Source organism: Arthrobacter sp. TE12231, from assembly GCF_054062895.1.
In genome coordinates this window covers 1,820,686-1,833,610 of record NZ_JBSSFS010000001.1, presented here as the reverse complement: position 1 = coordinate 1,833,610, position 12,925 = coordinate 1,820,686, and the positions used below count along the sequence as shown (strand labels likewise).

Genomic DNA, 12,925 nt, shown 5'->3' with positions numbered 1-12,925 from the left:
TCTTAAAGACTGCACCGCCAAAGCCGGTTGCCCGGCCCTGGCTCCTTGCTGTCCGTGCGCGGCGCTTCCTGCCGTTACCGCCTGCCCTGCGGTCCGGAACAGAGCCCGGACACACAAAAGCCCCTCGACATGGAGGGGCCGCCGCTCGGCAATCCGAGGTCTCTTCGGGATCGAGGTCTCGTCGGGATGCCGGGCGGCTAACTAAGCAGGAGCACAGCGCGCATAGGACCACTTTAGCCCCTCGGGCTGATTCGCGCTGAAACGACAGTCCGATGCGGCCCGGGAGTCGCGGGCGCACGGACCGGTCCCCCGCCGTGCGGGCGATTGTGCCCGAAATTGTTATAAATGCCTCACCTGCGGACCCGCGGTACCTACGGTGAGCCCAAAATGGCTGCCGGCAAGTAGTGGAAACGAAAATTCAGGCAGCGACCAAAGGAAAAACAAGCAGAAATGTCGGCATCACCCGGGTGGGAAGTGTCGGTTTTCGGGCCCCTCCGGGTGGTCGTCAATAAAAAAACGCATTATATGCCGCCTAACTGGGAAAGACCCGTGAATCCCCCCGATGCAGCCTCTCAATTTCTGCTTGCCAAACACTTCAAAGGGGAACACCATTCGAGATAGGTCAGCAATTGGGATCTCGCCGGGGGGATTCGCACATGGTCTCGGGTTGAGGAGCCTGTCATGAGTCACTTGCGCACTACTTCTATGCAACCAGCAAAAACCCTCAGTGCCCGCCCGTACCGCGGCGGCCCCCTGGAACAGGCCTAGCCATGTTCGGCTGGATTACCCGTTTCAGTATGCAGTTCCGCATCCTGGTCCTCGCCCTGGCCGCGGGACTCGTTGCCTTCGGGGTGGTGAACATCCCGCATATCGCCGTCGACAGCATGCCCGAGTTCGCGCCCGCGCACGTCGAGATCCAGACCGAGGCCCTGGGCCTGTCCGCCGCCGAGGTCGAGCAGCTCATCACCTCTCCCATGGAAGCCGACCTACTCAACGGGGTGGCCTGGCTTGATGAAATCCGGTCCAAGTCAGTCCCCGGCCTGTCCTCGATCGAGCTCGTGTTCGAGCCGGGCACCGACCTTCTGCGCGCGCGCCAACTCGTGGCCGAGCGCATGACCCAGGCCCACGCGCTCCCCAACGTCTCGGCGCCACCACTGATTATGCAGCCGATGTCGTCAACCAGCCGCGTGCTCATGGTCCGGATGACCTCCCAGCAGCTCTCCGGCATCGAAATGTCCGTCCTGGCCCGGTGGAAGATCAAGCCGCGGCTCATCGGCATTCCCGGTGTCGCCAACGTGTCCATCTGGGGTCAGCGCGAACAGCAGCTCCAGGTCGAAGTCACTCCCACGCAACTCCGCGACAAGGGCATCACACTCGAGCAGGTCATCAAAACCACGGGCAACGCCGTCTGGGTGTCTCCGCTGAGCTTCCTTGAGGCATCAACGCCCGGCACGGGCGGGTTCGTGGAGTCGCCAAGCCAACGCTTGGGCATTCAGCACGTCCTGCCCATCCGGACGCCCGGCGACCTCGCCAAGGTCAGCGTCGAAGACGCCGGCTCTCCCATGCTCCTGGGTGAGATTTCCGAGGTAAAGGAGGACCACCAGCCGCTGATCGGCGACGCCGTCGTCGGACAGGATGCAGGCCTGCTGTTGGTGGTGGAGAAGTTCCCCGGAACCAGCGCGCTGCAGGTCACCAGGGATATCGAGGCTGCCTTGAACGACATGCAGCCGGGGCTGTCCGGAATCCAGATGGATACGTCCGTCTTCCGGCCCGCCTCGTTCCTGCAGGATGCAGTGGACGGTCTTGGCGTGGCACTGCTCGTGAGCCTCTTAATCGCCATCCTGCTCTTCTGGCTGCTCTTCCGTTCCTGGCGCGTCGCGGTGATCGCCCTTGTGGCCCTCACGACTACCGTCATGGCGGCCGGGGCGGTCCTCTACCTGCTTGACGCCACACTGAACATCTCGATCCTCGCCGGCATCCTGCTGGGCGTGTCCGTGATCGTGGGAGACATTGTGGAGGATGTTCAAGCGCAGCGGCGCCGGCCCCTGCGGGCCACCGGAACCGAGACTGAAGCCACCATCAGGTTCCGCATGGTGCAGCTGGTCCGCAGCGTCCGCACCCCGTTGTTCCACGGGTCCCTCGTCATGGCCATGGCGCTCGCGCCGACGCTGTTCGTTACGGGAGTCGGCGGCGCGTTCTTCCAGCCGTTGTTCTGGTCGATGGCGCTGACGCTTGCCGTCTCAATGCTGGTGGGCTTGTCCGTGACACCTGTCCTGGCGTATCTCCTGCTGCCCCGCGAGACGGCCCCGCGGCCTGACTTGCCCGTTGTTGTCCGGGCCAAGTCCTACTATGACCGGGCGCTCCAGGGCGCGCGGTCCCTCACCGCGGTCGGCATCGTTGCTGTCGCCGTCGTTGGCCTGCTCGGACTCGCCGCCGCATCCCAGCTGGTCGGAACCCGTGCGGTCGTTCCGACCATTCCGGACCGGACGCTCCTGGTGCAGTGGGACTCCATGGCCGGCACGTCCAACGACGAAGTCCGCAGGGTGGCGTCGAAGGCGTCCGAAGAGCTGCGGGCACTGCCGGGCGTTTCGGGAGTCGGCGGACATATCGGCCGCGCCATTTCCTCCGACCAGGTGGTGGGTAACAGCTCCGCGGAACTCTGGGTGTCCATCACACCGGACGCCAATTTCACCGAGACGGAAAAAGCTGTCCGCGACGTCGTCCAAGGCTACCCGGGCATCGCCCACAACGTCGTGAACTACTCCCAGCAGAAGATCGGTGAACAGCGCAGCAGCATGGATCCGGGATTCGCCGTCCGCGTCTACGGCACCGACATGCCGGTCCTGCGCGAAAAAGCCGAAGAGGTCCGCAAGGCCCTTGAGACGGTTGACGGCGTGCAGAACCCGACCATCAACGCCGGCGCCATGACGCCCATCGTCGAAGTCGAAGTCAACCTCGCCGAGGCGCAGAAAGTCGGCATCAAACCCGGCGATGCGCGGCGCGCCGCCGCGGCCCTGATGCAGGGCATTGTGGTCGGCAACCTCTTCGAACAGCAAAAGGTCTTTGAAGTGGTGGTGCGCGGCGCGGTGGACGTCAGGGACGACCTGACCAGCATCCGCGAACTGTTGCTCGACACGCCAAGCGGCGGTCAGGTCCAGCTGGGCCAGATCGCCGACGTCCGGCTCGTACCAAACGAAGTCGTGATCATGCACGATGACACCTCGCGGAGGATCGACGTCGTTGCCGACGTCAGCGGGCGGCCGCTGGCGGATATCCAGCGCGACATCAACGCGGCGATCTCGCAGATCCAGTTCCCGCTGGAATACCACGCCGAAATCCCCACCAAATACAGTGAACGACTGGCCGGAGACTCCCTGGTGTTGTGGATCGGCGCGGCGGTCCTCATTGCCATCCTGCTCCTGCTACAGACAGCCGTGCGGAGCTGGAAGCTGGCCCTCGCCGTCTTCCTGTCCCTGCCGGCCGCGCTGGCCGGGGCCGCCATCGCGGCGTGGATCGCGGGGGACGCAATCACCGTGCTGTCGCTCACCGCGTTTGCGGGGCTGCTGGCCGTCGCCGGCCGCAACGCGGCATTGCTCTCGGCCCGTACAGATGAGCTGTGGCGGGCGGCCCCGCAGGAGTCCCGTGAAGAAGCCGTCTTGACTGCAGCGCGGGAGCGGGTGTCGCCCATCCTGAAATCCGCCCTGATCACGGTGGCGATCCTCATCCCGCCGGGACTCTTCGGCGGCGCCGTGGGCGGGGCCCTCCTGGGGCCGATGGCCCTGATCATCGTCGGCGGACTCGTCACTACAACCCTCATCGGGATCTTCGTGCTCCCCCTGCTCGCGCTCTGGTTCGGGCCCCGATCCGCCCCCGAAGAGTGGGCGGAAGTCTACGAAGCCGAAGTTCCTGTCCAGCCCGTTATGCAGGAAAAGGTGGAAGCAAAATGACCAGCCAACAGCCCCTGCGGCGCCTGCCCCTGGCGGCCGCCGTCTGCGCAGCCCTTCTTTTCGCGTTGCCCTCGTGCGCCCAGACGACGGCGGCAACGCCCGCCGCCGTCTCGGCCAACGAACCCGCCAAGGTGGAGAAGAATGCCGCGACCGGCATCGCAAAACTGACCTTGACCGAAAAGGGAATCGAGCGCCTGGACCTGACGACCGATACCGTCAAGGCCGGCACGGGGACGGCCGTCCTGCTGCCCTATGCGGCCCTGCTCTACGACGCCAGCGGCAAGACCTGGGTGTACACCAACCCGGCCCCGCGGGTCTACCAGCGGGAACCGGTCACGGTGGCCAAGGTGGAGTCCGGAGTGGTCACCGCTTCGGCGGGGCCCGCGGTGGGCACCGCCGTCGTGACCGTCGGCGCGGCTGAACTGTTCGGCGCCGAGTTCGATACGGCCCATTGACATGCGCCGGATTGTCGCTGCGAGCCTGAGGTTCCGGTCGATCATCATTGCGATGGCCGCCGCCCTCATGATCGTGGGCGGCGCGCAGCTCAGCAGTGCTTCGGTGGATGTCTTCCCGGAGTTCGCGCCGCCCCGTGTCGAGGTCCAGACGGCGTGTCTGGGGCTCACGGCCTCCGAAGTTGAGGAACTGGTAACGGTTCCGATGGAGGAGGCCTTCAACGGCATTGACGGTTTGGACCAGATGCGGTCGAAGTCGGTGTCGCAGCTGTCCGCTATTGTGCTGGAGTTCAAGCCCGGAACCGACCTGCTCACGGCCAGGCAACTGGTGTCCGAGCGGATGGCAACCGTCATTCCGACCCTGCCCACCTGGGCGGCGCCGCCGCTGATGCTCCAGCCGCTGTCCTCCACCAGCCGCGTCATGAAGATCGGGCTCTCCTCCGAAACCCGCTCCCTGATCGAAATGTCCATGATTTCCTACTGGAACATCAGGGCGCACCTGCTCCGGGTGCCGGGCGTCGCGAATGTGGCGATCTGGGGCGAACGCCTTCAAATGCTGCAGGTCCAGGTAGATCCGGCCAAACTGGCTGCCAACGACGTCACGCTGGAGAACGTCATGAACTCCACGTCCGATGCCCTGGACGCCGGCCTGCTCAAGTACTCCCCCGGCGCCCTGATCGGCACCGGAGGGGCGCTCGAAACGCCGAACCAAAGCATGGGCATCAGGCACGTCCAGCCCATCACGTCCCCGGCGGACCTTGCCCAGGTGGCGCTGGAGGAGCGTGAAGGCCTGCCGCCGTTGCGGCTCGCCGACGTGGCGAACGTCGTGGAAGACCACCAGCAGCTGATCGGTGACGCGGTGATCAACGGCGGCCCCGGCCTCATGCTGATTGTCGAAAAGCTGCCGTGGGGCAACACGCTCGAAGTCACGCGAGGGGTTGAGGAGGCCCTCCACGAACTGCAGCCCGGCCTGACCGGGATCGCAGTCGACACCACGTTGTTCCGGCCCGCCTCGTTCATCGAGGAGTCTCTCGGCAACCTGGGCCTCGCGCTCCTGCTGGGCTGTTTCCTGGTGGTCCTGGTGCTGAGCGTCTTCCTGTTCCAATGGCGGACCGCGCTGATCAGCGTCATGGCCATCCCGTTGTCCCTGACAGCCGCCGCCCTGGTGCTCTACTGGACCGGAGGAACGATCAACACCATGGTGCTGGCCGGGCTGGTGATCGCCGTCGGGGTGGTGGTGGACGACGCCATCATCGACGTCGAAAACATCGTCCGGCGGTTGCGGCACCACCGTGCCAGCGGCGGAACCGAAAGCACCGCCCGCGTGGTGGTCAATGCCTCCCTGGAGGTTCGCGGCCCCATCGTCTACGCCACGCTGATCATCGTCGCAGCCACTGTGCCGATCTTCTTCCTGGACGGACTGACAGGAGCGTTCTTCCGGCCCCTGGCCATCTCCTACACCCTGGCCGTGATGGCCTCCATGCTGGTGGCCCTCACGGTCACGCCGGCCATGGCGTACATCTTCCTGCGCAATGCCACGCTGGAAGACCGGGATCCGCCGGTGGTCCGGGTCCTCAAACGCTGGTACGGCGCCGCACTCCGGCCCATTGTGCGGCGGCCGCTCCCCGGCTACCTCGCCGTGGCAGCGTTCGGCGTCGTGGGCATCATCGCGGCCCCGCTACTGGGCCAGTCGCTGCTGCCGTCATTCAAGGAACGCGACTTCCTCATGCACTGGGTCACGCAGCCCGGCACCTCCAACGCCGAAGAAGTGCGCGTGAGCCAACTGGCCTGCAAGGAGCTGATGACCGTTCCGGGCGTCAACAACTGCGGGTCCCACATCGGTCAGGCATTCGCCGCCGACGAGGTGGTGGGCGTCAACTTCGGTGAGAACTGGATCAGCGTCGACCCCTCGGTCGACTACGACAAGACCCTGGCCTCCATCCAGCAGATCGTGGACGGCTATCCCGGCATCCACCGGGACGTCCAGACGTACCTCAAGGAACGTGTCCGCGAGGTGCTGACCGGCACGGGCTACTCGATCGTCGTCCGCGTCTACGGCGATGACCTGGACACGCTGAAGAAGCAGGCGGACAAGGTCAAGACGGTCCTCGCCGGCATCGACGGGGCACTCGGGGCCAAGGTTGCCCTGCAGGTCAACGTGCCGCAGGTCAATGTCGAGGTGGACCTGGACGCCGCCAACCGCTACGGGCTCAAGCCCGGTGACGTCCGCCGTGCCGCGGCCACCCTGGTTTCCGGGGAGGAGGTCGGCGACGTCTACCGCGACGGCAAAGCCTACGACGTCCAGGTCTGGAGTCCTCCCGAAATCCGGACCAGCGTCACCAGCATCGAAAACCTCCCCCTGGACACCCCGAGCGGACAGCGGATCCGGGTGGCCGACGTCGCCAGGATCTCGGTGAAGCCCACCCCCAACGTCATTGAGCGTTCGGAAGGGTCCCGGCGGCTGGACGTCAGCGCCAACGTCAAGGAAGGCGACCTCGCGAGGGTCGTCGAGAAACTGGAATCCGAACTCAAATCGGTGGAGTTCCCCACCGGCTACAGCGCGGACATCCTGGGCGAATACGCAGAGCGGCAGGCCGCCTCCCAACGGCTGCTCCTCTTCGCGATCGGTGCCGTCATTGTGGTGTTCCTCCTGCTCCAGGCAGCATTCCGCAGCTGGCGGCTGGCCACGCTCGCCATCCTGACTCTGCCGGTCGCACTGGTGGGCGGGGTAATCGCCGCGCACATGAGCGGCGGAATCCTGTCCCTTGGCTCGCTGGTCGGGTTCCTGACCGTGATGGGCATCGCCGCGCGCAACGGCATCCTGCTCATCAACCATTGCCAGCACCTGGAGCAGTTCGAGGGCGTGCCGTTCGGCCGGGACCTGGTCCTGAGGGGTGCCGCCGAGCGGTTGTCACCGATCCTGATGACCACCCTGGCCACCGCACTGGCCCTCGTGCCGCTGGTGGTGATGGGTACCAGGCCGGGTCATGAGATCGAGCACCCGATGGCCGTAGTGATCCTCGGCGGTCTGGTGACCTCGACACTGGTCAACCTGTTCATCGTTCCATCGCTCTACTTGCGGTTCGCCAAGAAGGGTCCGGCACGTGACCGCGAGCCCCGCCAGCCGGAGCCCGTACCCGCCGCATAGCAGCAACCGCCAACACTGAGAGGGCAGACAGATGACTCCACGAGGTAAGAGATTCACCGCGTACGGCACGGCGTTCCTGTTGGTGGTGGGGTCGCTGACGGCGGCGACGGCGGCAACTGCGGCTGCCGCCGCGCCGGCGGCCACCAGTTCCCAGGAACTGTGCGGCCCCGGTTCGGCGCTGTCATTCAACCGTTCCGCCTTCCCGGCAAAGCCGCTGATCAACAACCAGTGGCTCACGCTCAAGCCCGGCATGCAGTACACCACCACCGGCAAAGTCGTCTCCGCGGACGGGACCACCGTGCGCAAGGTTGTCAGCACCGTCACGGGACTGACCAAGGTGATCGACGGCGTCACGACGATCGCGATTTGGGACCGCGACTACTCCGACGGTGAACTCGTGGAGTCCGAGCTCGCCTTCTTCGCCCAGACGACGAAGGGGGCGGTGTGGCTCTTCGGCGAGTATCCGGAGGAGTACGAGAACGGCAAGCTTGCCGGCGCGCCCAGCACCTTCATCAGCGGCATCGACAAAGCCCGGGCCGGCGTCGCGATGCAGGCCGAGCCGCATCGGAACACGCCTGCCTACGTCCAGGCCTACGCCCCCACCGTGGACTTCCTGGACTGCGGCGACGTCAAGTACAAGCACCTGTGCGTCTGTGTCCCTACAGGGTGCTACGACGACGTGATGGTGATCGATGAGTTCAATCCACTGGATCCGCCCAGCGCCGGCCACCAGCGCAAGTACTACTCGGCCGGGACCGGGCTCATCAAGGTGACAGCTGTCGGCGGGGAAGACCAGGAGTTCCTGGATCTGGTCGACATCAAGAAACTCTCCAGCGCCGAGCTTGCAAGCGTCAACGCGCGTGCGCTGGCGATCGACCGCCGGGGCTACACGGTCAGCAAGGACGTCTACGCCAAGACACCGCGCGCAGTCGTCTCGACGCCCTAACGTCCTGTCACCGGCCACAAAAGAGCTCCGGCCGGGGAATCCTGGCCGGAGCTCTTCCGTGTCCGCCGGAACTACCGGCTGGCGGGTTGGGACGTGGTGCTACTTCACGTCCGCGTCAACCCAGTCCATGGACTTGGTGACGGCCTTCTTCCAGAGGCGCATCTGGCGTTCGCGCTCGGACTGGTCCATTTGCGGCTCCCAGCGCTTGTCCTCGGCCCAGTTGGCCGAGCACTCGCCCAGGTCCTTCCAGAATCCGACGGCCAGGCCGGCCGCGTAGGCTGCGCCCAGCGCCGTCGTCTCGACCACCTTGGGCCGGATGACCGGCACCCCGAGGATGTCCGCCTGGAACTGCATGAGGGCATCGTTGGCGACCATGCCGCCGTCGACCTTCAGCTCCGTCAGCGGAACGCCGGAGTCGGCGTTGACCGCGTCCAGCACCTCACGGGTCTGGAAAGCCGTGGCCTCCAGTGCCGCGCGGGCAATATGGGCCCGGTTCACATAGCGGGTGAGGCCCACAATGGCGCCGCGGGCGTCCGAACGCCAGTACGGCGCGAAGAGGCCCGAGAACGCCGGCACAATGTAGACGCCGCCGTTGTCCTCCACCGAGGCGGCCAGGGTCTCGACCTCCGGGGCGCTGCTGATCATACCGAGGTTGTCCCGCAGCCACTGGATCAGCGAACCGGTGACGGCAATGGAGCCCTCCAGCGCGTAGTGCGGTGCAGCGTCGCCCAGCTTGTAACCAACCGTGGTCAAAAGCCCGTTCTTCGAGTGGACGATTTCCTCGCCGGTGTTGAAGATCAGGAAGCAGCCCGTGCCGTACGTGTTCTTGGCTTCACCGGCGTCGAAGGCGGCCTGGCCGAACGTGGCCGCCTGCTGGTCGCCCAGGATCCCGGCCACGGGAACCTCACGCAGCAGCTGGGACGTGTGCACCGTGCCGTAGACCTCGGAAGAGGACTTGATGGTCGGCATCATGGAGGCCGGGACGCCGAACGCGTCCAGGATCTCCTGGTCCCAGGACAGCGTCTCCAGGTCCATGAACATGGTCCGCGAGGCGTTGGTCACGTCGGTGACGTGGACGCCGCCGTCGGTCCCGCCGGTGAGGTTCCACAGCACCCAGCAGTCGGTGTTGCCGAAGACGAGGTCGCCGGCCTCGGCCTTGGCCCGGGCGCCTTCGACATTGTCCAGGATCCACTTGATCTTGGTGCCGGAGAAGTAGGTCGCCAGCGGCAGGCCGACCTTCTGCTTGAAGCGTTCCGGTCCGCCGTCCTTGGCGAGTTCGTCGACGATCGACTGCGTGCGGGTGTCCTGCCAGACGATCGCGTTGTAGACCGCCTCGCCGGTGGTCTTGTCCCACACAACGGCCGTTTCGCGCTGGTTGGTGATGCCGACGGCGGCGATGTCGTGGCGGGTCAGGTTCGCCTTGGACAGTGCCGAGGCGATCACCTCGCGGGTGTTGTTCCAGATTTCGGCGGGGTTGTGCTCCACCCAGCCGGCCTGCGGGAAGATCTGCTCGTGCTCCATCTGGCCCGAGGAGACAATGCTGCCGCTGTGGTCGAACACGATGGCGCGGGTGCTCGTGGTGCCCTGGTCAATGGCGACTACGTACTGGTTCATATTGACGTCCTTGTCTGTTTGGCGTGGCAGGTGAATTGGGGATTAGTGAGGGATTACCGGGGCGATGATCGGCACGACTGCGGCTACGATGCCGGCCAGTCCACCGCCGATGAGGGGTCCGACGACGGGGATCCAGGAGTAGCTCCAGTCACTGGAACCCTTGCCCTTGATCGGGAGCAGGGCGTGGGCGATGCGGGGGCCGAGGTCACGTGCGGGGTTGATGGCGTAGCCCGTGGGCCCGCCGAGCGAGACACCGATGCCGACAACGAGCAGTGCCACCGACAGCGGGCCGAGTCCGGAGGGCGTTCCGCCGAAGGTCAGGATGACGAACACGAGGACAAAGGTGCCGATGATCTCGGTAATCAGGTTCCACTGGTTGGAGCGGATCGCCGGGCCGGTGGAGAAGACGGCCAGCTTGCTGGCGGGCTCGGGCTCGACGTCGAAGTGCTGCTTGTGGGCCAGCCACATCACGATGGCACCCAGGAAGGCACCGAGCAGTTCACCGCCGAAGTAGGTCAGTGTCGAGGCGAAGTCGACTGGAACGCCGGGAGCGTACAACTTCTTGCCGTTGAGCAGCAGACCGAAGGTCACCGCAGGGTTCAGGTGCGCCCCTGACTGGGCGGCAACGTAGACACCGGAGAAGACGGCAATGCCCCATCCCCAGGTGACCATCAGGAACCCGCCGTTGTTGCCCTTGGTGCCTTTGAGCGCAACGTTGGCCACCACGCCGCAACCCAGCAGGGTCAGCATTGCGGTGCCGAATACTTCGGACAGGAAAACTATTCCAAGAGACATCTTTGACTCCTCTATCTTCTGTTGTCGGCCTCCGCGAGTTTGGAGGCCGTGGGGCCGGCAGCATGTTGGTGCTGCCGGCCAGCCACTGCGCCGGCCGCCGGGGCGGACCGCGCAGTGCTTGCACCCGGGCTTCCCTGCCCGGGCACGCAAGTCGAATCAGGCGACCAGGCTGTGGACCCGGACGCCGTGGAACCGCTGAAGCACCTCCTGTGCGTGGGTGATTTCCGTGGCCCGGCGTGCCGCATCCCAGCCGAGCGGGCCGGAGAGGATGTCGGCAATTTCGTTCAGCAGTTCGCCGGTCACGAGGCCCCGGAAGGCCAGGGACGTGCGGCGGATGAGGACGTCCACGAGGTGCCCGATCTGCTCGTGTGCCGCCATGAACTCCAGTTCGCGGGTGCTGAGCTCGCGCGTGGAGTGCAGCAGCCTGTCCGCCTCGCCGGCGTTGGCATCATCCAGGAACCGGATGACCTCTTCGGCGCGGGTCCCGTAGCGGGTCAGGAGTCCGGTGACGCGGGCGGCGTCGCGGCCGGCGGACATGTGGGCCTTGATCCAGCGTTGGACGCCGTCCTCGCTGTCCGGGAAGCCCGCGCCGCCGCCGATGGCGAGCTTCGCCGTCGAGAGCTTGCGTTCCATGCCGAGTTCGGCCAGGACGTCGTTGCTCAGGTGCTCGGCGAGGGCACGGAACGTGGTCCATTTGCCGCCCACCAGGCTCAGCACGGCCCCGCCGGCGCCCGCACGGCGTTCGATCCGGTAGTCCCGGCTGACGAAGCCCGGCTGGGTGGCGTCGTGCTTGGGAAGCGGCCGCACTCCGGAGAACGTGTAGACGATTTGTCCCCGGTCCACCGTGATGTCCGGGAAGACGTGGCCGATCAGGTCAAAGAAGTAGTCGATTTCCGCCTCGGTGCAGACGGCGTCCTCTGCCATGTCGGCGTCGACGTCCGTGGTGCCGACCAGGACGCGGTCCCCCATCGGGTAGATCAGCACGATCCGGCCGTCGGTGTGTTCGAAGAAGATTTCGCGCCCGTTGCAAGCCGCCAGCAGCTCCGGGTGGTCCAGCACGATGTGCGAACCCTTCGTTCCGCCCATGAAGGACGACGCCGCCCCCATGGCCTCGTTGGTCAGGTCGACCCAGGCGCCCGTGGTGTTCACGATGACGTCGGCGGTGAAGTCAAACACCTCGCCGCTGAGCTCGTCGCGCAGCTGAACGGTCGTTCCGGTACCGGTTCCGGCGGCGCTTCCGGTGCTGCCGCCCATGGAGACGAGCGAAACGTAGTTGCTGGCCCGGGCCAGGTGGCCGTCCGCGCCGCCGGCTTTCTCGCCGTCCTGGAGCACGTCGAGGGTGAGGCGCTCGGGGTTGTGGACCGAGGCGTCGAAGTAGGTGGCCGCGTATTTGATCCCCGGGTGCAGGCGGGGCAGTTCGGCCAGCGCGCGCTTGCGGCCGCGGAACTGGTGGCGGGGCACCGTGCCGCCGTCGCGGGAGAAGAAGTCATACATGCTCAGGCCGAGCTTGATCAGGAATGCGCCGCGTTCCGTGTGCTTGCCCTGCTTGTGGGTCAGGAAGCGCATCGGCGCGGCCAGGACACCGGAGAAGGTGCTGAAGATGGGGATGGTGGTCTGCAGCGGCTTGACGTAGTGCGGTGCGATCCGCAGGAGCCTGTTGCGTTCGACGACGGACTCCTGCACGAGGCGGAACTCTCCGTTTTCGAGGTAGCGGATGCCGCCGTGGATCATGTGGGAGGAAGCGCCGCTGGCGCCCTGGCAGTAGTCGCCGCGCTCCACAAGCGCGACGTCGACACCCTGGAGGGCCAGGTCCCGGAACGTGCCCACCCCGTTGATGCCGCCTCCGATGATCAGAACTTGCGCGTGCCGCCGCGTCCGCAGCTTCTGCACGGAGGCGCGATCGTTGGCCGGTGTGCGGGCTGAGTCCTTCTGTCCCAAAACTGCTCCCTTGGGTTTGGTTCTGTGCGGCGCGCCCCATGGCGCGGCGCCGTTCAACACTATTCTTTGGAGTAATGGAAAATGG

7 protein-coding genes are annotated in these 12,925 nt (G+C 65.8%); 4 read left to right on the top strand and 3 right to left on the bottom strand.

Annotated features, from left to right (window positions below; translation table 11 throughout):
- Positions 1-797: 797 nt before the first annotated feature.
- The 4 genes from ACVWYS_RS08310 to ACVWYS_RS08295 are packed head-to-tail and all read left to right on the top strand — an operon-like array spanning position 798 to position 8,493.
- Positions 798-3,947 carry an efflux RND transporter permease subunit gene (locus ACVWYS_RS08310; RefSeq protein WP_456509584.1) on the top strand — a complete coding sequence of 1,050 codons (3,150 nt, stop codon included), beginning with the start codon at positions 798-800 and terminating at the stop codon, positions 3,945-3,947.
- Positions 3,944-4,402 (top strand): hypothetical protein, encoded by a 459-nt coding sequence (locus ACVWYS_RS08305; RefSeq protein WP_344367444.1) that lies wholly within the window; start codon positions 3,944-3,946, stop codon positions 4,400-4,402. Before ACVWYS_RS08310 ends, ACVWYS_RS08305 begins: the two co-directional genes overlap by 4 nt.
- A 1-nt stretch (position 4,403) precedes the next feature.
- Positions 4,404-7,547, top strand: a complete 3,144-nt coding sequence (locus tag ACVWYS_RS08300; protein WP_456509583.1) for an efflux RND transporter permease subunit — start codon at positions 4,404-4,406, stop codon at positions 7,545-7,547.
- A 31-nt stretch (positions 7,548-7,578) separates the two neighbouring features.
- Positions 7,579-8,493: a hypothetical protein gene (locus ACVWYS_RS08295; RefSeq protein ID WP_456509582.1), complete on the top strand. Its 915-nt coding sequence runs from the start codon at positions 7,579-7,581 to the stop codon at positions 8,491-8,493.
- A gap of 99 nt (positions 8,494-8,592) precedes the next feature.
- Here ACVWYS_RS08295 and glpK read toward each other — a convergent pair whose 3' ends face one another.
- The 3 genes from glpK to ACVWYS_RS08280 form a co-directional block, all read right to left on the bottom strand.
- On the bottom strand, positions 8,593-10,107 hold the full coding sequence (glpK, locus tag ACVWYS_RS08290) for a glycerol kinase GlpK (RefSeq protein WP_456509581.1): 1,515 nt from the start codon (positions 10,105-10,107) through the stop codon (positions 8,593-8,595).
- A gap of 42 nt (positions 10,108-10,149) precedes the next feature.
- A complete protein-coding gene (locus tag ACVWYS_RS08285) occupies positions 10,150-10,902 on the bottom strand; it encodes an MIP/aquaporin family protein (RefSeq protein ID WP_091251809.1) in 753 nt (250 codons plus the stop codon).
- A gap of 156 nt (positions 10,903-11,058) precedes the next feature.
- On the bottom strand, positions 11,059-12,840 hold the full coding sequence (locus ACVWYS_RS08280; RefSeq protein ID WP_425547229.1) for a glycerol-3-phosphate dehydrogenase/oxidase: 1,782 nt from the start codon (positions 12,838-12,840) through the stop codon (positions 11,059-11,061).
- Positions 12,841-12,925: the final 85 nt, after the last annotated feature.

Bases quoted from the DNA above. Each gene is read 5' to 3' on its own strand.
- ACVWYS_RS08305 (WP_344367444.1), top strand. From the start codon at position 3,944: ATGACCAGCCAACAGCCCCTGCGGCGCCTGCCCCTGGCGGCCGCCGTC.
- glpK (WP_456509581.1), bottom strand. From the start codon at position 10,107: ATGAACCAGTACGTAGTCGCCATTGACCAGGGCACCACGAGCACCCGC.
- ACVWYS_RS08310 (WP_456509584.1), top strand. From the start codon at position 798: ATGCAGTTCCGCATCCTGGTCCTCGCCCTGGCCGCGGGACTCGTTGCC.
- ACVWYS_RS08285 (WP_091251809.1), bottom strand. From the start codon at position 10,902: ATGTCTCTTGGAATAGTTTTCCTGTCCGAAGTATTCGGCACCGCAATG.
- ACVWYS_RS08295 (WP_456509582.1), top strand. From the start codon at position 7,579: ATGACTCCACGAGGTAAGAGATTCACCGCGTACGGCACGGCGTTCCTG.
- ACVWYS_RS08300 (WP_456509583.1), top strand. From the start codon at position 4,404: ATGCGCCGGATTGTCGCTGCGAGCCTGAGGTTCCGGTCGATCATCATT.